Genomic DNA, 20,865 nt, shown 5'->3' with positions numbered 1-20,865 from the left:
TGGGGCAGAACATATCGCAGCTCTTGCTTCTTTGCAGGCGGCAAAGATTGAACACTGCGTCACGTCGCGTGGTCTCCCGCTAAATTTCCGTTGGACGACCGAAATTTTTCCTGCTATCGGCCATTTCACACTTCTGGAACCCGATTTGATGTTTGCCCCGAGAAACCTGCGACGACGCTGATGCTCCCGAACGCCAAAGGGCGTGCTCGAGATCCATCAATTCTGTCTATCCGGTTTCCGTCTCATCATGCACAAGCACGATCTGGTCTACCTCACTGAGGATGCGTCGCACGACGCTGCTATCGAACACATCAACGAAGAAGCTTTCGGTCCCGGCCGGCATACGCGGGCCGCAGCCCGAATCCGCGAGCAGGGGCCACACGACCTTTTGCTTTCCTTCATTTGCACCGATGACGGGGAAACGATCGCATCGGTGCGAATGACGCCCGTCCAAGCCGGTTCGGTCAATGGACACCTGCTTGGGCCGCTGGCCGTTCGGCCGTCCCACAAGGGTCGCGGTATCGGCCGGGAACTGGTCCGGATTGCCGTCGACGCAGCGCGGCGCAAGGGGTCGGAGGCGGTCATTCTCATCGGCGACCCGCCTTACTACTGCCCGCTCGGCTTCGAGAAGGTTGCCCACAATGCGCTGACGTTTCCGGGCCCAGTCGATCCGGCGCGCGTGCTGGTGGTGCCGCTCGCCGAGGATGCGCATGTAAGGCTCAAGGGAACTATCGGCTGGCGGAAATAGATCGCGTGCGGTATTGAGCCTTACGCCTCGGCGCGCGCTTCGCGTGATCTTTCAGTAGCTTGAAGGGCTTTGAGCATGAGCCGCATTTCCATGGACGAGGCGCTGGATCGCGCCGGGACCGGTTCTTTCCAGCGGCGCTTGATCGGCATCTTCGGACTTGTCTGGACGGCGGACGCAATGCAGGTGCTCGCCGTCGGCTTCACCGCAGCCTCGATTGCAGCCACCTTTGGATTGACAGTTCCGCAAGCTCTGCAGACCGGCACGCTGTTCTTTCTCGGCATGCTCATCGGCGCCGTCGCCTTCGGCCGCCTGGCCGACAAGGTCGGACGGCGCCAGGTGTTGATCGCAACGGTTGCCTGCGACGCGCTTTTCGGCACGCTTTCGATCTTCGCTGCCGATTTTACCAGCCTGCTCGTGCTGCGCTTCCTCACCGGCATGGCGGTCGGCGGAACGTTGCCGGTCGACTACGCGATGATGGCCGAGTTCCTGCCCACCAAGAGCCGTGGCCGCTGGCTGGTCGCGCTGGAAGGCTTCTGGGCGATCGGAACGCTGATCGTCGCATTGGCTGCCTGGGCTGCGAGCGTTGCCGGGGTGAGCGATCCCTGGCGCTATATTTTCGCGGTCACCGCACTGCCGGCACTGCTGGGCCTGACGCTGCGCTTCTTCGTTCCTGAATCTCCCCTCTACCTCATTCGGACCGGACGGACAGGCGAGGCCAAGATGATCGTCAACAGGATGCTGGCGCTGCACCAAAAAGCGCCCCTGCGGTCCGACGACGAGATCGTCGCGACGCCGCAGGTGGCGGAAGGGATCTTCTCAGAAGAGCTTCGTCGCCGAAGCGCACTGATCCTGGCGATCTGGTTCCTGGTTTCCGTTTCCTACTACGGCGTCTTCACCTGGATGCCGGCGAAGCTGGCCGGCGACGGGTTCGGCTTCGTCCGCGGATACGGCTTTCTGGTGTTCGTCGCACTTGCCCAGGTACCTGGCTACGCGCTTGCCGCCTATGGCGTCGAGGCTTGGGGGCGCAGGCCGACGCTGATCTGTTTCTGCCTGCTTTCTGCGCTGGGGTGCCTGCTCTTCGTGGTTTCTCCGAGCGACATGCTGGTTGGCGCGTCGCTGCTGGTCATGAGCTTCGCGCTGCTCGGGACGTGGGGCGCGCTCTATGCCTTTACGCCGGAGCTCTACCCCACCGCATCGCGGGCGACGGGCATGGGATCGGCAGGCGCGATGGCGCGCCTCGGCGGGCTGCTTGCTCCGTCCCTGATGGCATTCGTCGTATCAGGTGGATTGGGCCTGGCCATCGGCCTGTTTGCGGGCCTGCTGGTCGTGGCGGCCTTTGCCGCGATGGCGATCGACGCAGAAACGCGCCAGGCAGCGCTCAGCTGATTCCGGCACCGGCAATGTGTGCAAAAACGTGTGCGGGCGGCCGATCCAGGCATCGCCATCCCCACGTCAAATTCAGTTGATCACACGACTGTCATGCGCGCTCCCTAGACTTTGGAAGCGCTCCAAAGCGGACCTGTGGTGTCAATATGATGGGGGTAGTTCGATGACCGAACATATTTCACAGAAACAAATCTTTCCGACCAGCCAGCTTGAGGATGCCGACGGCGACGGCCATAACCGCTGCGACAATCCCACCATGGGGGAGATCATTGGCCGGCGCTTCTCGCGTCGCGGTTTCCTTCAAGGATCGCTTGCCGTTTCGGCTATTGCCGCGACTGTCAGCCCAATCGCGCTGTTGAGCGCGCAAAAGGCTCGCGCTGCAGGCGGCTCCGCCTTCTCCTTCACTGAAGTCGAGGCCGGCGTCGATGCGGACCACCATGTCGCCGAGGGCTACAATGCCGATATTCTCTTGCGCTGGGGCGATGCCCTTTTCTCCGATTCGCCGGTCTTCGACCCGAAGCAACAGTCGGCTGCGGCGCAGAGCCGACAGTTCGGCTACAACAACGATTATGTCGGCTATATTCCGATCGATGGCTCGTCAAAGCACGGTATCCTCGTCGTCAATCACGAATACACAAACCCGCACTTGATGTTCCCCGGCCTGGTGACGATCGCCGACGGCAAGATCAAGCAAGCGAAGCTTACCAAGGAGCAGGTCGATATCGAGATGGCTGCTCACGGCGGCACGATCGTCGAGATCCGAAAAGCCGACGGCAAGTGGCAGGTCGTGCCGGACGGCAAGTACAATCGCCGCATAACCTCGGTGACCGAGACGGAACTGACCGGTCCGGTGGCGGGCCATGAGCGCGTCAAGACATCCGCCGATACGACCGGCACCAAGGTAATCGGCACGTTCAACAACTGCGCCGGCGGCGTCACGCCCTGGGGCACCTACATTATGGCCGAGGAAAATTTCCATGGCTATTTCTCCGGCGAACTGCCTGCCGATCACAAGGAGGCGGCGAACCATAAGCGCTACGGCGTGCCGGAAGGCGCCTATGAGTGGGCACACTTCTATGACCGCTTCAATGTTGCAAAGGAGCCAAACGAACCCAATCGCTTCGGCTGGATCGTCGAGGTCGATGTCCTCGATCCGACGTCGACCCCGAAGAAGCGCAGCGCGCTTGGACGCACGAAGCACGAAGGCGCTGCATCGATCGTCGACAAGGATGGCCGCGTCGTCTTCTACCTCGGCGACGACGAACGTTTCGACTACGTCTACAAGTTCGTGACGTCGGGCACCTACATGGCCAACGACCGCACTGCCAACATGAAGCTGCTCGACGAAGGGACGCTTTATGTCGCCAAGTTCACCGAGGACGGGACGCTGCAGTGGTTGCCTGTTGTCCACGGCCAGGGGCCGTTGACAGCGGAAAACGGCTTTGCCAGCCAGGCCGAGGTGCTGATCGAGACCCGCCGCGCGGCGGACCTGCTCGGGGCGACGAAGATGGACCGGCCGGAAGACATCGAACCCAATGCCGTCACCGGCAAGGTCTATGTGATGCTTACCAACAACACGAAGCGCAAGCCCGAGCAAGTGGACGCGGCCAATCCGCGTGCCGACAACGCCTTCGGCCATATCATCGAGATCACCGAGGATGGCGGTGCCTTCGGGGCAACCTCGGGCAAGTGGGAAGTCCTGCTGAAGTGTGGAGACCCTGCCGTCGCAGCCGTCGGCGCTTCCTTCTCGACCGAAACGACGAAGAACGGCTGGTTCGGCATGCCGGATAACTGTTCCATCGATGCTGCCGGCCGCCTCTGGGTCGCGACCGACGGCAATAACAACAAGGCGACAGGCCGCACCGACGGTCTCTGGGCCGTCGACACCGAAGGCGACGCGCGCGCAACCTCCAAGCTCTTCTACCGTGTTCCGGTGGGTGCCGAGCTCTGCGGCCCGCTCTTTTTGCCGGACGACCAGACGGCATTCGTAGCCGTGCAACATCCCGGCGACGGCGGCGACGACTGGTCGGGCCACGGTCGTCCGTCCTACTATGAGGATCTCTCCACCCGCTGGCCGGACTTCAAGGAGGACATGCCGGTCCGACCGGCTGTCGTTGCGATCACCAAGGTCGGCGGTGGAAAGATTGCCGTCTGACAGCTGAAAGCGACCAGTGCTCCACCGTTCGGCCGGACGGTGGAGCATCGATGTCTGGCGAAATCGCGCACCTTGTTGCGGCGTCTAATCGAGACACTTGCGCAGAAATGTGCGGGTGCGGCCTTTCGGGAATTCAGGCAATTCGCCGAAGATCTCGTAGCCTTGGCGCTGGTATGCCCGCAGCGCCTGCGGATTGAATGTATCGATCCAGGCACCGCGGCAGCCGCGTGCGGCCGCTTCCTCTTCGGCCAACGCAAGGATCTGGCCAGCCATGCCCTTGCCCCGTTCCTTGTCGGGAATGTACAGCAACTGCGTGAACAGCCAGCCCCAGGCGGTATAGCCGGAAAGGCCTCCGCTGACGTTTCCATCGGTATCACGAATGAGAACCGCGAGCGGCCGGCGTTCGGAAGGGCCAACATCATCGAGATTGAACGCCGAGAGCGCGTCGCCGATCGTCGTGAGATCATCGGCAGCGGGCGAGCCTGTGACCTCAAACTCAGCCATGCCGCTAACGCCCTTCGCGCCACCACATGGCGCCGAATGCAAGCAACAGGATACCGACACCGGCGAAGCCGGCAAACAGCGGCAGCGTGTTGATGCCTTTCAGCACCGTTTCGTTGGTAAGGTGGATCTGCATGCGATCGTTGTCGGCAACGCGGACCTGGCCACGAACCGGCAGGATCGGCGGAATGCTGATCCCGCCGCTGGCATCGGAAACGCGGGTGACGAGGCCCTTCGACTTGTCGGCAATGGGCTTCAACGCCTCGCTCGTCGAGATCATCGCCTTGAATTCCGGCGCATCGACCGCGCCGACATGAACGAGCGTCGTCATCTCGCCGTTCCTGATTTCGAAGAGGCCGATCTCGTCCATCTTCTTCTCGGCTTTGAAGAGGCCGGGCTCGGCTTGCGTCAGCGTCAGCGTCTCCGTCTTGCCGGAGGGATAGCGCACCGTCGCGTTGCCGGGGTTGGCGCCGATCGTCTGGCGCGTGATCTCCAGCGTGCGACCGGATGCCCGAGCGGTCAGCGCCTCTTCCTCAAGGGCCGGCTCTTTCATCAGCCAGTGGGCGACGCGGCGATAGAGCGACACATGCGGACCACCGCCCTCGAAGCCACGGGCCCACAGCCAGCCCTGGTCGGAGAGCAGCATGGCGACGCGACCCTGTCCGGCGCGATTGAGAACGAGGAGCGGATGGTTGTCGGCTCCGACCATTACCGTCTGGCCCTGCGGCGGCTCGACATCGACACTGCGGAACCACCGGCCCCAATGAGGCGGCTCGTCAGCGGATCCGTCGAGGCCACGGGTGACCGGATGCTTGCGGCCCTCTTCCGAAAGCCTGGGATAGAACGCCTTCTCGATCATCTGGCCGGTCGGGGCGGCCGGCAGCACGGATGACAGCGGCGTCAGCGCAATCGAATCCTGGCCGGCGTGTTCAGGGCCAGCTGCGATCAAAAGGGCGCCGCCATTTTCCACATACTGGGCGATGTAGTCGTAGTAGAGGATCGGCAGCACGCCACGGTGCTGGTAGCGGTCGAAGATGATCAGGTCGAAGTCCTTGATCTTGTCGACGAACAGCTCGCGGGTCGGGAAGGCGATCAGCGACAGCTCGTTGATCGGCGTGCCGTCCTGCTTTTCGGGCGGGCGCAGGATGGTGAAATGGACGAGATCCACCGACGCATCCGATTTCAGGAGGTTGCGCCAGGCGCGTTCGCCGGCATGCGGCTCGCCGGAGACAAGCAGAACGCGCAGGTTCTCGCGAATGCCGTCAATCACATGGACGGCGCGGTTGTTTGCCTCGGTAACCTCGCCTGGAAGGCCGCTGACCGAAAATTCGAGAACGTTGCTGCCGCCGCGTTCGACCTTGAACGAAAACGGCGTGTCGCGACCGGGCGTGGCCTGGAGCGTGGCGATCTCGTTGCCGTTGAGCTTGACCGTGACATTGGCCGTGCCGCCTGGGCTTGGGCCGTCGTCGAAGACGCGCAGCAGCAATTGCTGCTCCTCGTTGACGATGCCGAAGCGTGGTGCCTTGACGACTTCGATACGGCGGTCGAATTCGTTGGCTTTACCCGTGATCAGGCCGTGGATCGGTGCATCGAAGCCAAGTGCCTGGTTGACGGCGGGAACGTCATGGACCTCGCCGTCCGTCAGCATGATCGCGCCGCCAATGCGCGCGGGCGGCACATCCGCGACAGCCGCGGAAAGCGCGTTGAACAGCCGGGTCGAGGGTGCGTCGGAATCGTCCGGTTCCGTCGCGTCGACGTAGCGCGGTTCGATATTGGGGAAGCGAGCAAGACGCTCCTTCAACTGCGCCAGGGCATCGTCGGTCATCTTGATGCGTTCAGGCGTCTCTTGGCTCTGGCTGCGGTCGACGATGACGGGCACGACGGTCGACAGTTGCTCGCGATCTTCCTGCAGCAACAGCGGGTTGGCGAGGGCGGTCAGCAAAGCAAGCGCAGCAATCGAGCGGATCCAGGCACCGCGCACCCGGCGCCAGATGGCAAAGGCGGCGGTTGCGACGACAATGACTGCCAGACCCGCCAGGACCGGCCAAGGAATGAAAGGCGAAAAATCAACCGTCATGTCACTGTCCCAACCGTTCCAGGAGAGCGGGAACGTGGACCTGATCGGTCTTGTAGTTGCCGGTCAGCATATACATCATGATGTTGACGCCGCTGCGGTAGGCGTATTCGCGCTGCGTCTCGTCCGGCGGAACCGTCGGCAACATCGGCACCCCGTTGTCGTCGACGGCCCAGGCGCCGGCAAAGTCGTTGCCCGTGATGAGGATCGGCGAAACGCCGTCTGCCGTGCCGGTCGACTTGGCATCCGCGGCACGGTTTTCCTGTCGCGCTTCGATCCAGAGGGGGCTTCCGGTGTAGCGGCCGGGGAAGCTCGACAGCAGGTAGAAGGATTTCGTCAGCACGTGGTCCGATGGCACTGGTTCCAACGGCGGAATATCGAGATTGGCAAGGATCTGCTGCAGCCGCTCGCCATTGGCGCTGACCGAGCCGCCATTGTTGTCGAGTGCGCTGAACTGGTCGCGTGTGTCGAAGAGCACAGTTCCGCCGGAGCGCATGTAGGCGTCAATCTTGTTGATCGCCGCTGCCGAAGGCATCGGCGCGGTCGCCGAGACGGGCCAATAGATGATCGGGTAGAAGGCGAGCTCATCCTTCGTGAGATCCAGACCAACAGGTGGCGACGGCTCCAGTGTGGTGCGATAGGTCAGGAAGTCCGTCAGGCCCTCGAGCCCCCGTTCGGAGATACGATCGACGTCCTGTTCGCCGGTAACGACGAAGGCGAGGTGCGTATTGTCGAGCCGCTGGAAGATCTGCTCGTCGCCTGGCTTGGCGTCATCTGCATGCGATTGTCCGGGCTGCAGCAAGATTGCTGCACTCAGAGCAACGGCGACAAGCGCTGCCGTGCGGGCCGCTGGGCGCAGCCGCGAGAAGGCGCCGCTCATGAACATCACGATCAGGCTGTCGGCCAGCAGCAGCAGGAAGGCGATCAGGAACAGGGCAGGCTTTGCAGACCAGGTTTCACCGCCGATCAGTCCCTCGCGAACGATGGTGATCCCCGACGTGTCGAGTGGCCTCAGTTCGGCGTTCTTCGGCAGCACGTTCAGAGCGGTAAATCCTTCCTCGGACCCATACAGGCCAGGCGGGTTGTCAAAGCTGGCAAGCGGCGTGACCTTCGCGTTGGGGATCAGCGGACGCGCTGTGCCGGTCTCGGTCGTCAGCGCGCCCCTGGCCGTCAACAGGCGGAAGGGTGGCAACGCCTCGGCGCTCGAAGCGCCATTCGCTTCGGCGTTGACACCACCCGAGCGCGACAACTGGACGAGGCGGCGCAGCATTTCGACGAAATTGCCCGAAATCGGCAGGTTGGACCACGTGGCCTCGGCGCTGACGTGGAAGAGGACGATCCGGCCGGCATTGATCGGCTTCGTGGTCACGAGCGGTGTCCCATCGGCAAGGCTTGCCCAGGTGCGCTCGGCGAGATCAGGCGTCGGCTCAGCGAGAACCTGACGCTTGATGGTGACGTCCGTCGGCTTCGCCATTCCAGCGAACGGGCCGAATCCCGGAAACTCGGCCAGCGGCTGCGGTTCGGCCCAGGACAGCGCGCCGCCAAGCGCACGCTCGCCCTGGCGCAGCGTGACCGGAACCAGCGGGTCGTCGGCCGGAGCGGCGGCAAGGCGCGGCCCGGCAAAGCGGATCAAGGTTCCGCCATTCGCGATCCAGCGCTGCAACGGCGCGTAGGTTTCCTGGGGCAGGCGGCCGATGTCAGCCATGATGATCACGGACGGATTCTGCGTCAGGAGATCCGGGATCGAGGACGCGAGATCGGGCGTGTTCGGCTCTATCAGATCGGCATAGGGCTGCAGGGCGCGCTGAATGTAATAGAGCGGCGAAAGCAGCGGCTGGAACGTATCGCCGACTTCGCCGGACAATAGGACGACGCGGCGGCGCTTGAAGCCATCATCGAGCAGATGCACGGCGCCTGCCGTGGCGTGGCTGTCAATGCTGACGCGCGCGAAGTCGTTGCGCATTTCAAACGGTGCGGTGATCGATCCAGTGGCAACGCTCTGCCCCTGTTGGAAGTCGATCGAACCGGCGGCGATTGCGCGACCTTGTGTATCCTGCGCGGTCATGGGCAGCGATGCGGCACCCGCGCTGTCGAGGCGCGTGGCGGTCACCGTCATCGCATCCGCGGCATTGTTGGCTGACGTGATGGCGATCGTCTCGGCCGCGTCGCCGGACACCAAGCGCAACTGGGCAGGCGAGAGGTCGGAAAGTTGGCGGATCGTTGCGTCGCTGTCGCTTGCGGCGGCGCCATCGGTGAGGAAGGCGAGGGTGCCGGGATGGACGCCGTTCAAGGCGGCACGCAGCGCCTCAAACGCGCGCTGGCGGTCGGGCACGAGCGGCTTCGGCTGCGCGGCGCGCAGCTTGTCGCGGGCAACGGACGCCGTTCCTGGAACCGCGTCGTTGGTCGGATCGGCGGTGAAGGCGATGGCAACAGGGGTCCCGGCCGCTTCCGCGTCGTCAATCAGCGCGTCGGCGGTCTTGACGCGCTGATCCCAATCCGGCGACGTAGCCCAGCCATTGTCAACAAAGAGCACGAGCGGACCGCCGGCAGCGATTGAATTCGCGCGTGGATTGAAGACAGGGTCGGCGATCGCCAGGATGACGGCCGCGGCAAGCAGCATGCGCAGCAGCGTCAGCCACCAGGGGCTCTGGGCCGGGGTTTCCTCTCGCTTCAGAACCGTCGCGAGAATCTTCAGCGGCGGGAAGACTTCGGTCTTCGGGCGCGGCGGCGTCAATCGCAGCAGCCACCATATGATCGGCAGGGCGACGAGCGCGCCGAGGATTGCAGGATAGGCGAAAGCGAAGGGAAGGGCGTTCATCGTTGCCCTCCATGCGTCGCGCTGGCCGGCATACCCGACAGATACATGTGAACGGCGACCAGTGCTTCGGAGGCGAGATGGTCGGTGCGATGGCTGACAAAGGTCCAGCCCATGTGGCGCAGCGCCTGGCCGAGATCGTCCCTGCGGCCGAGATAGGCGCGGGTATAGGCTTCGCGGATATGCTCGGCGCGGCCGGTTGTCAGTTTCGAACCGGTCTCGGGATCGGTGAATTCGGTGCGGCCATCATAGGGGAAGAGCTCTTCGGCCGGGTCGGCGATCTCGATCACGTGGCCGCGCAGACCGCGCCGCGCCAAGGGACCGATGCGCGCCATGACCGCACGCGCGTCGTCGAGGAAATCACCGATCAGCACAAGTTCGCTCCAGCCGCGAATCATGGCCGTTTCCGGGAGGCCTCCGCTCAGCGGAGTATGCATCAATGCCGTTGCAAGTCGCTCTGCAGCGTTGCGCGCGGCGATCGGTTCCATGACGCCTGGGCATCCGATGCGCTCGCCGGAGCGCGCGAGAATCTCTGCAAGCGCCAGCATGATGACGAGTGCCCGGCCTTCCTTCGAGGCGTTTCCGAAAGTCGATTTGTACATCATCGAGGGAGACATGTCGGCCCAGAGCCAGATCGTATGGGCAGCCTCCCACTCGCGGTCGCGGATGTAGGTGTGATCGTCGCGCGCGGACCGGCGCCAATCGATGCGCGACAGGCTCTCGCCCTCGGTATAGGGACGGAACTGCCAGAAATTCTCGCCGATACCGCGTTTGCGGCGGCCATGCCAACCGGCGATCACCGTGTTGGCGATGCGCTTGGCCTCGACCAGACAATCCGGCACCAGGCTTGCCCGCTGCCTTGCGCGAGCAAGGGCGTCGTTGCCCGAAGTCGCATTGACGATCTGTCCGATGGGTGCCACGCAGACGCTTCCTTATCCCTTGGCCTGCTTGACCAGCGCGGCAATGACATCACGAACCGACATGCCTTCTGCGCGCGCCGCGAATGTCAGCGCCATGCGGTGCTGCAGGACGGGTTCGGCGAGCGCGTGGACGTCGTCGACAGACGGTGCGAGGCGGCCTTCGTAGAGGGCACGGGCGCGGGCGCAGAGCATCATGGCCTGGCCGGCACGTGGGCCGGGACCCCAGGCGACGTTCTTGTCGGTCGAGGCGTTTCCCTGACCCGGACGGGCGGAACGGACAAGCGCGAGGATGGCGTCGACCACTTTGTCGCTCACCGGCATCTGGCGGATGAGCGTCTGGATTTCGACGAGGCGCTCGGCACTCAGGATTGCTTGCGGCGCCGTTTCGCCGATGCCAGTCGTCTCGAGCAGGATCTGTCGCTCGGCAGCGAGCTCCGGATAGTGGACGTCGACCTGGAGAAGGAAGCGGTCGAGCTGTGCCTCGGGCAAGGGGTAGGTGCCTTCCTGCTCCAGTGGATTTTGAGTGGCGAGGACGTGGAATGGGGCCGGCAGGTCGTAGCGATGACCGGCGACGGTGATGTGGTACTCCTGCATCGACTGCAGCAAAGCCGACTGCGTGCGCGGCGACGCGCGGTTGATTTCGTCGGCCATGAGGAGCTGGGCGAACACGGGTCCCTTGACGAAACGGAAGGAGCGGCGGCCGCTCTCGTCCTGGTCCATCACCTCCGAGCCAAGAATGTCGGACGGCATCAGATCCGGCGTGAACTGGATGCGGTTGGAGGCGAGGCCAAGCACTTCGCCGAGCGTGGTGACGAGTTTGGTCTTGGCGAGACCCGGCACACCCACCAGCAGGGCATGGCCGCCCGAGAGAACCGCAAGCAGGGTGTTCTCGACGACGCTTTCCTGGCCGAAGATCACCTTGGAGACTTCGCCCCGGATGGCGGCGATATCTGCAAGTGCCTTCTCGGCCGCGGCGACGATCGCCTTTTCATCAAGCGGGGCTTCGGTCTTCATCATACCCATTAGGCATCTCCAGCGGCTGATATCATTCGTCGCGAATCGGCAGACTTACTCGCAAGCCTCATACCAGATAGAGTTATGGAGATGTTGCGGGCTGACAAGTTGGTTCCGAATGACTATCTCGTGACCTTCTGGAGTTAAACACAAACCGGGACAGAAGAATGGCAGCCGAAGAGATCAAAGCAACGACGGACGCGGCCGGTCTTGCAGCGCTGATTTCACGCGCCGCCGGCGATGCGGGCAGCAAAACGCGCGGGCTTCCTCCCGTCGATAAATGGAACCCGCCCTTCTGTGGCGATATCGACATGGAAATCCGCGCCGACGGCACATGGTTCTACATGGGAACGCCGATCGGCCGGGCGCCGCTCGTCAGACTGTTTTCAACGGTCCTCCGAAAGGATGAGGACGGGAAGACGTATCTTGTAACGCCTGTGGAAAAGGTCGGCATCCGGGTCGTCGACGCACCCTTTGTGGCGGTTGAAATGAATGCCGGCGAAAGAGATGGCGAGCCGTTGCTGACGTTCCGGACCAATGTTGGCGACGTGATAGAGGCCGGAGTGGAGCATCCTCTCCGCTTTGTAATTCACGGCGAAAACAGCCAGTTGAAGCCCTATCTTCATGTGCGCGGGCAACTGGAGGCGCTGGTTTCCCGCCCGATCATGTACGAACTCGTCGAATGCGGCGAACGCCTTGAGGTCGATGGCAAGACGATGTTCTGCCTGCGCTCCGGTGGCGTGACGTTTGCCGTCATGCCGGCGGACGAACTGGATAAGCTTTCCCGATGAACAACGTTTTGACTGACCGCCACGCGCTCTATTCCGCGGCCGAATTTCGTCGTCGCGCGCTTCATCAGAGCGGCGGACCGGTGGATATGTCATGGCGCGACCACGGCGATCACATCCTCAATCCTGATATCGTCGCGCAGGTGGAGTCCTTCAAGCTTCGTGATGCTGCGGTCCTGGTGCCGGTGATCGACGACGGGGACGAGGCGCATGTCATCTTCACGCAGCGCACAGCGACACTGCGCAAACATTCCGGACAGATCGCGTTTCCGGGCGGCAAGATCGATGCCATCGACGGATCCGCAGAAAGAGCTGCAATCCGGGAAACCGAGGAGGAAATCGGTATCGACGGGTCGTTTGTCGAGACCGTGGCGCGGCTTCCGAACTACCTCGCGTCGACTGGCTTCCGTATTACGCCGGTGCTCGCGGTCGTCCGGCGCGGCTTCGAATTGAAGCTTAACCCCACCGAGGTGGATGACGTCTTCGAAGTGCCGCTGTCCTTTCTCATGAACCCGGCCAATCACAGCCGCGACAGGCGTGTGCTCGACGGTCTCGAACGACATTTCTACCGGATGCCCTATGAAAGCCGGATGATCTGGGGCATTACCGCGGGCATCGTCCGCACCCTCTATGAAAGGCTCTATGCATGACCAACCTTGGCCACGAGGCTTGGTTTAAGGATCCGGCTCTGACACGCGTGTTGTCGCTTCTCAACGCCGACGGCGCAGAGGGGCGCGTCGTCGGCGGGGCGGTCCGCAACAGCCTGATGGGTCTGCCCGTCAGCGATATCGACGTGGCCACGACACTCACGCCGGAACAGGTCATCAAACGCGCCGCCGCCGCTGCCATCAAAGCCGTTCCGACAGGCGTTGCACATGGTACGGTGACCCTTGTCATCGACGGCAAGCCCTTCGAAATCACGACGCTGAGGGCCGATGTCGAGACCGACGGACGCCGGGCCAAGGTTGCCTTCAGCTCGGATTGGCAGACTGACGCGGAGCGCCGCGACCTGACGATCAATGCGCTTTATGTCGACTCCAAGGGCGATGTGATCGACCTGGTCGGTGGACTTGCCGATATCGAGAAGCGCAACATCCGCTTCATCGGGGACGCCGCGACGCGTGTTGCCGAGGACTATCTGCGTATCCTGCGATTTTTCCGGTTTTTCGCCTATTATGGTTCGGGCCGTCCGGATGCCGAGGGGCTGAGGGCGTGCGCATCGGCTCGCGCCAAGCTGAAGACGCTTTCTGCCGAACGGGTCTGGTCGGAACTCCGTAAGCTGTTCAGCGTGGAGGATCCCGGGCGGGCGCTCTTGTGGATGCGACAGGTCGGCGTGCTCAGCGAAATCCTGCCGGAGACGGAGAAGTGGGGGATCGACACCATTCCGACGCTGATCAACACGGAGAGGGCGCTTGGCTGGAAGCCGGACCCGCTTCTGCGCCTCGCCGCCATCGTTCCTTGCGATGCCGATCGCCTGGAGAAGATGGCAAGGCGCCTCAAGCTCGCCAATGCGGAAGCCGCCTATTTCAAAGCGTGGACCAGGGCGCCCGTTATCAACGATGAATTGTCTTCGGCCGCCTTTGCGCGGCTGCTCTATCGGCACGGCGCGGACGGGATTGCAACCCGCTTGAAACTTGCACTGGCAACGGCGCGGGGCAAGGCGGAAGCCGACATGCAGGAGATGGCTCGCTGCGCAAGGCTCGGCAAGCTGCTCGAACTGGCTGAAAACTGGAAAAAACCAAAGTTCCCGATCAATGGCGGCGACGTCATGGGCGCGGGCGTGCCGGCCGGGAAGCCGGTCGGTGAGACGCTGTCGGCATTGGAAGACATCTGGGTCGAGGAAAACTTCACGCCGGACCGGGCGGCGCTGCTCGCCCGGCTGAATGATCTGACAAAATAGCTCAGGCCGCCGTCGCCTCGTTGCGGATCCGAGCCTTGATGTTCTCGATCATGTTTTCGCGGATGACGGTTTCGCCGTGGGCGTTGCGCATATGCTCGACAGCGCGGCGGACGATTTCGGCATCATCATTCGCCCTGGTATGCCAGTCGCATCCGGGGACGAGCGTGCCACATTCGAAGAGTCTCATTCTTTCCTCCTTCTTTCGGATTTCAACGACGTCACGCGCTGCGTAATGCCTGAATGTTCGAAGCGGTAGGAAGGTTCCGGCCGGCGCGAAGGACCGGCCGGTTTTTCATTTTCTTGTTAATCGGGCATCGCCCAGGCTCTGAAGCAATCGATTGCTGCTTTGCTGTCCTGAATCTTTGCCAGACGATCAAGTTCTTCCGGCGTCTTACCACCGGCCAGCTGAAGCTTCACTTGCTCGATAAAGCACGAAAGTGGCAGATCGGACCCACTCTTCGCCCGAAACCCTTCGGCAATCCGGCTCAAAAACTCCGGCGTATCGATGGGCGGGCGAGGCTCCGGAGCACCCGCCGGTGCTGCAGAGCTGCTTTGTATCGTCATGACAATCCTCCTGCGATTGTTACGCGTACATGCATAAACTTAGTAGTCCAGTCTCCGAATTTAAGCCCTCCCGGCGCGTTTTTTTGTCAGGTCACGGCCAGCGGACGAGCGGGGGTAAGGATGAGAGAATGGACTCTACGTTTCCTCCTGTCTTGAGGCCAAAGATTGTACCTCGATCATAGAGCAAATTGAACTCAACATAGCGTCCACGGCGAATCAATTGTTCGTCACGATCCGCGTCTGTCCACGGTTTATTGAGGTTGGAGCGAACGATCCGTGGATAAACCATGGCAAACGCCCTTCCGACGTCGCGGGTGAAGGCGAAATCGGCGTCCCAGCCGCCGGCCTCCTCACGGGAGTGCAGCCAATCATAGAAGATGCCGCCGATGCCGCGCGGCTCGTTGCGGTGCTTGAGGAAGAAATACTCGTCGCACCACGTCTTGTAGGCGGCGTAGTCGGCGACACCGGAGTGGCTTCGGCAGGCAATCTCCATGGCCTTGTGGAAGAGCTGGCTGTCCTCGTCTTCCTGCGTGCGGCGGCGATCAAGCACCGGCGTCAGGTCGGCGCCGCCCCCAAACCAGCGGCTCGAGGTGACCACCATGCGCGTGTTCATGTGAACGGCCGGCACGTTGGGATTGACAGGATGGGCGATCAGCGAAATGCCCGAGGCCCAGAAGCGAGGGTCCTCCTTGGCGCCGGGCATCTGGGCGCGCAGGTCCGGCGCGAACTCTCCGTAGACGGTGGAGGTGTGCACCCCAACCTTCTCGAAGACGCGGCCGTGCATCATCGACATGCGGCCGCCGCCACCGGCACCATTTTCGCGCGACCAGTCCTTCGCCACAAAGCGGCCCGGCTCTCTATCGCAGAGCGGGCCGGAGAGTTCGTCTTCCAGCGCTTCGAACGAGGAGCAGATCGTGTCGCGAAGACTTTCGAACCATGCCCGGGCAGTCGACTTCTTCTCTTCGATATCATCCGGCAGGCCGATCGGAAGTTCCGGTCTTTCCATTCTGTCTCTCTCCGAGCGGGTCGCCAGTCGACTCGCGCTTTCGTCTTTGCTGCTCTGATAGCAGCTGGGGCAGGGTCCTGCCAGCAGAGCAGGTGATTGAGGCTTCCTCAGATTCGACTCGCAAAACGCGATTTTCGATATTACCTTTTTCCGACAGAGGTAGGCACATGACGAAAATTCCTGGACCTCCGTCGTTCGACGGTCTCAAGCGACGGATTGCTGCCCACCGGGCGGAAGGCACGCCCCGCAAGAACGACCGTTTCGTCCGACAAACCTATTGCCTCAATCTCCTCGAGGCCCGCGCCAAGGCGCGCGAATGGTTCGACGAATATCCCAAGGCTGCATATTGGACGGAAGTCGAGAGCTGGCGCCAGCTGGAAGGCGACCAGATCGAATTCACGATGCGCCGGCTGCCGTCGGCCGACTGAGCGGCGTTACTCGGCGGCGCCTTTCAGCCTGCTTTCGATGAGCAGTCCGCTTTCGTCGAGGATCGGGTGTGCGACCGAAACAATGTGGGCGTTGATGCGCTTCAGGTCGCGCAGCATGTCCAGGTGCAATGAGCTTGTCTGCAGGCTGTCAGCGCGACCGTGGCGCAGGCGCTCCAGATGTCGTTCCGAGGACTGCTTCTCCATCCGGCGAACCTCGACCTTCACCTCCATCAGCTGCTTGGCAAGGTTGAAGTCGCGGGTGACGAGGATCGTCTGGGCGATGCGCAGATTGTCGATCGTCAGGTGGAAGAGCTTGCGCAGTTCCTCGTAGCCCTCCTCGGAAAATTTCAGGCCCAGCGAAACCTTCTTCGAAACCTGCGGCGTCAGGCCCTTCTCGATGATGTCACCGATATGTTCGAGGTTGATCGCGTAGTCGATGATGACGATGGAGCGGCGACCATCCTCTTCGCTCAGACCGGCGTGGCCGAGCTTGGACAGGTAGATTTTCACCTCCTGCTGCAGGCTGTCGACCCGCTTTTCCAGCGACGGGATTTCCTTGAGCTTCGCCAGCTCGTTGTTTTCAAAAGCGTTCGAGGCGCGCAACAACATGCGTTCGATCAGATCGCCGACGCCGAGCACTTCCCGCGTCGCGCTGGCGAGGGCGACAACAGGCGTCGAAAGTTCATGCTGGTCGAGGTATCTCGGTGCGCTGTCTGGCTGCGTGTCGTCAGGCACCAGTCTCAGCATCAGCCGCGAGAGTGGGCGCGAGAAGGGCCAGGCAAGCGCCGCGAGGATCAGGTTGAAGCCGAGATGGGCGTCGACGGGCAGTTTTGCCGGCGCCAGCGGCAGCGTTGCCAGCAGTTCCGCGCCGTAGCCTGCGAGCGGCAACGCGATCAGGCAGCCGGTTGCCCGCACGATCAGATTGCCCAGTGTGACGCGCTTGGCGGCTGCCGGCCCGCCGAGCGAGGCAATGACCGGGGGAACGGCGCCGCCGAGGTTGGCGCCGAGCACCAGCACGATGACCAGTCCGGCCGACAGGATGCCCGTCGAGGCAAGCGATAGAATGAGAACGACGGCGGCAAGGCTCGACGACGAGATGAAGGCGATGCCGGTGGCAAAGGCAAGTGCGACCGGCCAGGCATTGTCGAGCAGGGCGATGAAGGCACTAAGGGCGGGCGACTGCCGCATCGGCTCGGTGGCGCTGCTCAGGAGATGCAGCGACAGCAGCATCAGGCCGATGCCGATCAGGGCCGCGCCGCCGCCCTGTCGTGCCGACGAGCCGCTGCGATGAAGGATCATTCCGGCAAGGATCACCAGAGGAGACAGCCACGCGATGCCGGTGGCGACGATCCAGGCGGTCACCGCGGTTCCGACATTGGCGCCGAGCAGGACGACTTGCGCCATGCGCTGCTTCACCAGTTCGCGCTCGACGAAGGAGGCGACCATCAGGGCCGTCGCGGTCGAGCTCTGCAGCGCGACCGTGGCGACGAAGCCGGACGCGAACGAGCGCAAGCCACTGCGGGTGCCGGTCGCAAGGCCGCTGCGCAGTCGCGCTCCAAACGCTCGGGAAACGCCGTCCTTTACCTGTGCCAGGCCAAACAGTAGCAGGGCTACCGCGCCGAACAGGTTGATCATGACGATCGTCGATTCCATTCTACCGTTTCTTTTGTCTCTTATGCGAACAGGCGCCTTCCTGTTCGAATCTCTCTTTGCCAAGTGATTGAAAACATGGCCTTCCGCACACTTTTTTAATTGTCCGGCTAAAAACTATACGCCGCTCAGGAAAATTCACAACGCCGTTCGCGACATATTCTGGGGCTCTATCGGCATTTCATGTCACCGGGCCGGAAATCAACCCCAGACAGTCTGCCGCATGGCTTCTCCGACGATCATCGCGGCCGAGACGGCAACATTGATCGAGCGTTGACCTTCAACCATCGGAACAAGGATCCGGGCGTCGGCTGCCGTATGCACGTGGTCCGGGACGCCGGCGCTTTCGCGGCCGAAAAGCAGGATGTCGTCGGCGTGAAACGCGAAGTCGGTGTAACGGCCGGACGACTTGGTGGATGCCAGCACCAGGCGTCGGCCGGTGTTCTTTCGCCAATCTTCGAAGCGATCCCAATTGACGTGGCGGGTGAGGGCGGCTGCGGCGATGTAATCCATGCCGGCCCGCTTGAGGTTTCGGTCCGATATATCAAAGCCCGCCGGCTCGATGATATCGACACCAAAGCCGAGGCAGGCGGCAAGACGCAGGATGGTACCGGTATTGCCGGGGATGTCAGGCTGATAGAGGGCTAGTCTGAGGTCTGCCATGGTGCGGTCGTCTTCTTCGGTTTTCGTCGAACGAGACCTATTGCAACTGTGATTTCGGTGCAATAGGACGCATTTTGACCCTGAAATGTTCAATTTCCGGCAGATCGGGGCTGGAAATTTCATCGAATTCGCGTTATCGGTGCATATCTTTTAATCGCCAGCAGGGAGCGCCAGATGGAAATATTGCCGCGTATGCGCTCTCGACGCGTGAACCCACGAGTGGCGATCTGGCACGCCTAGTGCCATTTCTTTCCTGAATTCCCATTTGTAATCCATTGCGCGGCTGTCGTGGCCTCGCCTCGTGAACATCCGGTTCCCATATGAGCTCAAGCGCCCCCTTTTTGGCCGAGCCGGGAGGCCGGAACTGCGAAGTTTCGGAGCATTTTCATGTTTGGCTGGTTCGAACAGCGACTTAACCCCTTCCCGAGCGAGGAGCCGGTTGCTCCTCCGAAGGGCCTTTTTGCTTTTTGCTGGCACTATACGAAGCCGGCAGCACCGTGGCTTGCCATCATGGCGGTCCTGACGGCGCTGATCGCCGTCGGTGAGGTGGCTCTCTTCCAGTTCCTCGGCGACATCGTGGACTGGCTGACGAATGCCGACAAGGCAACGTTCCTGCAAACGGAGTGGCCGAGGCTGGCATGGATGGGAGCGTTGATCCTCATCGGCCTGCCGCTGGCGGCGGGCATAGATTCGCTCATCATGCATCAGGTGCTTCTCGGCAACTACCCGATGATCGCGCGCTGGCAGATGCACCGCTTCCTGCTGCGTCACAGCATGACGTTCTTTGCCAACGAGTTTGCCGGACGCGTTGCGACGAAGGTGATGCAGACCTCGCTTGCGGTGCGTGAAACGACGATGAAGATCCTTGATGTCTTCGTCTATGTCGTGACGTATTTCCTGTCGATGATCATCGTCATCGCTGCTGCCGACTGGCGGCTGATGATCCCGATCCTCGTCTGGCTCGCCGTCTACGTCGCCATCGTGTCCTACTTCGTGCCACGGCTGCGCAGGATCGCGGCGCAGCAGGCGGATGCGCGCTCGATCATGACGGGTCGGGTGGTCGACAGCTACACGAACATCGCGACGGTCAAGCTGTTTTCGCATGCCGGCCGCGAGGAGACCTATGCGCGTAGCGGTATGGAGGAGTTCCTTGGAACCGTTCATGCGCAGATGCGCCGCGTCACGTTGTTTCACATCGCCGTCTACATGAACAACTGCGTGGCGTTGTTCGTGGTGTCGGGCCTGTCCATCTGGTTCTGGCTGAACGGACAGATCTCCGTCGGCGCCATTGCCATCGCGATCGGTCTTGCCATGCGCGTCAACGGCATGTCGCAGTGGATTATGTGGGAGGTCTCGGCGCTGTTCGAGAACATCGGCACGGTCTATGACGGCATGGAAATGATGACGAAGAAACACGACATCGTCGACGAGCCGGGCGCGCCGCAACTGTCTGCCAAGAAGGGTGCAATCCACTACGACCGCATCCGCTTCCATTACGGCAAGGGCAAGGGCGTCATCGACAGTCTCTCTCTCGACATCAAGGCGGGCGAGAAGGTCGGTCTGGTCGGTCGTTCCGGCGCCGGCAAGACCACACTGATGAACCTGCTGCTGCGCTTCTACGATCTGGAGGCTGGCCGCATCACCATCGATGGGCAGGACGTCTCGACCGTTTCTCAGGAGAGCCTACGCGAACTGATCGGCGTCGTGACGCAGGATACCTCCCTGCTGCACCGTTCGATCCGCGACAACATCGCCTATGGCCGCCCCGAGGCGACAGATGCCCAGGTGATCGAAGCCGCCAAGCGGGCCAACGCCTGGGAATTCATCGACGGGCTTGTCGACATGCAGGGCCGCAAGGGGCTCGACGCGCAGGTTGGCGAGCGTGGTGTCAAGCTCTCCGGCGGTCAGCGCCAGCGCATCGCGATCGCCCGCGTCTTCTTGAAGGACGCGCCGATTTTGGTCCTCGACGAGGCGACATCGGCGCTCGACTCCGAGGTCGAAGCGGCGATCCAGGAGAACCTGTTCGCGCTGATGGAAGGCAAGACGGTGATTGCAATCGCACATCGCCTGTCGACCCTGACCGAGATGGACCGTCTGATCGTGCTCGACAAGGGCAGGATCATCCAGGCCGGCGCCCATGTCGAGCTTGTCGAACAAGGCGGCATCTATGCGGACCTGTGGAGCCGGCAATCGGGCGGCTTCCTGGCCGATCATTCGGAAGAGGCGGAAGAGGCGGCCGAATAAACCAGAAGC

17 protein-coding genes and 1 pseudogene are annotated in these 20,865 nt (G+C 62.3%); 8 read left to right on the top strand and 10 right to left on the bottom strand.

Annotation, left to right across the window (positions count from 1 at the left end; genetic code table 11):
- Nucleotides 1-180 precede the first annotated feature (180 nt).
- The 3 genes and pseudogenes from LPU83_RS52970 (at nucleotide 181) to LPU83_RS52960 (ending at nucleotide 4,289) form a co-directional block, all read left to right on the top strand.
- Nucleotides 181-748 (top strand): annotated as a pseudogene (locus tag LPU83_RS52970) (GNAT family N-acetyltransferase).
- A 75-nt stretch (nucleotides 749-823) separates the two neighbouring features.
- The gene (locus tag LPU83_RS52965) at nucleotides 824-2,134 is read left to right on the top strand and encodes an MFS transporter (RefSeq protein WP_024313904.1); all 1,311 of its coding nucleotides are present in this window, start codon (nucleotides 824-826) and stop codon (nucleotides 2,132-2,134) included.
- Between the two features lie 163 nt (nucleotides 2,135-2,297).
- On the top strand, nucleotides 2,298-4,289 hold the full coding sequence (locus LPU83_RS52960) for a PhoX family protein (protein WP_024313903.1): 1,992 nt from the start codon (nucleotides 2,298-2,300) through the stop codon (nucleotides 4,287-4,289).
- 84 nt (nucleotides 4,290-4,373) lie between these two features.
- On the opposite strand, the gene LPU83_RS52955 is transcribed toward LPU83_RS52960, so the two are convergent.
- The 5 genes from LPU83_RS52955 to LPU83_RS52935 are packed head-to-tail and all read right to left on the bottom strand — an operon-like array spanning nucleotide 4,374 to nucleotide 11,622.
- Nucleotides 4,374-4,793, bottom strand: coding sequence for a GNAT family N-acetyltransferase (locus tag LPU83_RS52955; protein WP_024313902.1), 420 nt, complete (start codon nucleotides 4,791-4,793; stop codon nucleotides 4,374-4,376).
- A 4-nt stretch (nucleotides 4,794-4,797) separates the two neighbouring features.
- A complete protein-coding gene (locus LPU83_RS52950; RefSeq protein WP_024313901.1) occupies nucleotides 4,798-6,867 on the bottom strand; it encodes a membrane protein in 2,070 nt (689 codons plus the stop codon).
- Between the two features lies 1 nt (nucleotide 6,868).
- The gene (locus tag LPU83_RS52945; protein ID WP_024313900.1) at nucleotides 6,869-9,682 is read right to left on the bottom strand and encodes a DUF4159 domain-containing protein; all 2,814 of its coding nucleotides are present in this window, start codon (nucleotides 9,680-9,682) and stop codon (nucleotides 6,869-6,871) included.
- Nucleotides 9,679-10,599 (bottom strand): DUF58 domain-containing protein, encoded by a 921-nt coding sequence (locus LPU83_RS52940; RefSeq protein ID WP_024313899.1) that lies wholly within the window; start codon nucleotides 10,597-10,599, stop codon nucleotides 9,679-9,681. The genes LPU83_RS52945 and LPU83_RS52940 overlap by 4 nt, the downstream gene beginning before the upstream one ends.
- Nucleotides 10,600-10,611: 12 nt before the next feature.
- Nucleotides 10,612-11,622, bottom strand: coding sequence for an AAA family ATPase (locus tag LPU83_RS52935; protein ID WP_024313898.1), 1,011 nt, complete (start codon nucleotides 11,620-11,622; stop codon nucleotides 10,612-10,614).
- A 158-nt stretch (nucleotides 11,623-11,780) separates the two neighbouring features.
- On the opposite strand from LPU83_RS52935, the gene LPU83_RS52930 reads away from it, so the two are divergent.
- From LPU83_RS52930 to LPU83_RS52920, 3 genes are read left to right on the top strand one after another with little or no spacing between them, the layout of a single operon-like run.
- Nucleotides 11,781-12,404 (top strand): DUF1285 domain-containing protein, encoded by a 624-nt coding sequence (locus tag LPU83_RS52930; protein WP_024313897.1) that lies wholly within the window; start codon nucleotides 11,781-11,783, stop codon nucleotides 12,402-12,404.
- Nucleotides 12,401-13,051 carry a CoA pyrophosphatase gene (locus LPU83_RS52925; RefSeq protein WP_024313896.1) on the top strand — a complete coding sequence of 217 codons (651 nt, stop codon included), beginning with the start codon at nucleotides 12,401-12,403 and terminating at the stop codon, nucleotides 13,049-13,051. Before LPU83_RS52930 ends, LPU83_RS52925 begins: the two co-directional genes overlap by 4 nt.
- Entirely contained in the window at nucleotides 13,048-14,301 is a 1,254-nt protein-coding gene (locus LPU83_RS52920) for a CCA tRNA nucleotidyltransferase (RefSeq protein ID WP_024313895.1), read from the top strand. The genes LPU83_RS52925 and LPU83_RS52920 overlap by 4 nt, the downstream gene beginning before the upstream one ends.
- A gap of 1 nt (nucleotide 14,302) precedes the next feature.
- Here LPU83_RS52920 and LPU83_RS52915 read toward each other — a convergent pair whose 3' ends face one another.
- The 3 genes from LPU83_RS52915 to hemF all read right to left on the bottom strand — a co-directional run bounded on the left by LPU83_RS52915 (nucleotide 14,303) and on the right by hemF (nucleotide 15,871).
- Complete coding sequence (locus tag LPU83_RS52915; protein ID WP_024313894.1) at nucleotides 14,303-14,488, bottom strand: DUF1059 domain-containing protein; 186 nt, start codon at nucleotides 14,486-14,488, stop codon at nucleotides 14,303-14,305.
- A gap of 116 nt (nucleotides 14,489-14,604) precedes the next feature.
- On the bottom strand, nucleotides 14,605-14,865 hold the full coding sequence (locus LPU83_RS52910) for a hypothetical protein (protein WP_024313893.1): 261 nt from the start codon (nucleotides 14,863-14,865) through the stop codon (nucleotides 14,605-14,607).
- 91 nt (nucleotides 14,866-14,956) lie between these two features.
- Nucleotides 14,957-15,871, bottom strand: a complete 915-nt coding sequence (gene hemF, locus LPU83_RS52905) for an oxygen-dependent coproporphyrinogen oxidase (RefSeq protein WP_024313892.1) — start codon at nucleotides 15,869-15,871, stop codon at nucleotides 14,957-14,959.
- 167 nt (nucleotides 15,872-16,038) lie between these two features.
- On the opposite strand from hemF, the gene LPU83_RS52900 reads away from it, so the two are divergent.
- Complete coding sequence (locus tag LPU83_RS52900) at nucleotides 16,039-16,299, top strand: hypothetical protein (protein WP_024313891.1); 261 nt, start codon at nucleotides 16,039-16,041, stop codon at nucleotides 16,297-16,299.
- Between the two features lie 6 nt (nucleotides 16,300-16,305).
- Here the strand turns inward: LPU83_RS52900 and LPU83_RS52895 are convergent, their stop codons facing one another.
- Both LPU83_RS52895 and LPU83_RS52890 read right to left on the bottom strand, forming a co-directional pair.
- Complete coding sequence (locus tag LPU83_RS52895; protein WP_024313890.1) at nucleotides 16,306-17,952, bottom strand: Na/Pi cotransporter family protein; 1,647 nt, start codon at nucleotides 17,950-17,952, stop codon at nucleotides 16,306-16,308.
- Nucleotides 17,953-18,150: 198 nt separating this feature from the next.
- Entirely contained in the window at nucleotides 18,151-18,612 is a 462-nt protein-coding gene (locus LPU83_RS52890; RefSeq protein ID WP_024313889.1) for a tRNA (cytidine(34)-2'-O)-methyltransferase, read from the bottom strand.
- 387 nt (nucleotides 18,613-18,999) lie between these two features.
- On the opposite strand from LPU83_RS52890, the gene LPU83_RS52885 reads away from it, so the two are divergent.
- The gene (locus LPU83_RS52885) at nucleotides 19,000-20,856 is read left to right on the top strand and encodes an ABC transporter ATP-binding protein (RefSeq protein WP_024313888.1); all 1,857 of its coding nucleotides are present in this window, start codon (nucleotides 19,000-19,002) and stop codon (nucleotides 20,854-20,856) included.
- Nucleotides 20,857-20,865 lie beyond the last annotated feature (9 nt).

This window comes from Rhizobium favelukesii (assembly GCF_000577275.2).
In the GTDB taxonomy this organism is placed as follows: Bacteria; Pseudomonadota; Alphaproteobacteria; order Rhizobiales; family Rhizobiaceae; genus Rhizobium; species Rhizobium favelukesii.
The sequence above is the reverse complement of the archived record's forward strand: the minus strand, read 5'-3'. Positions and strand labels throughout refer to the sequence as shown.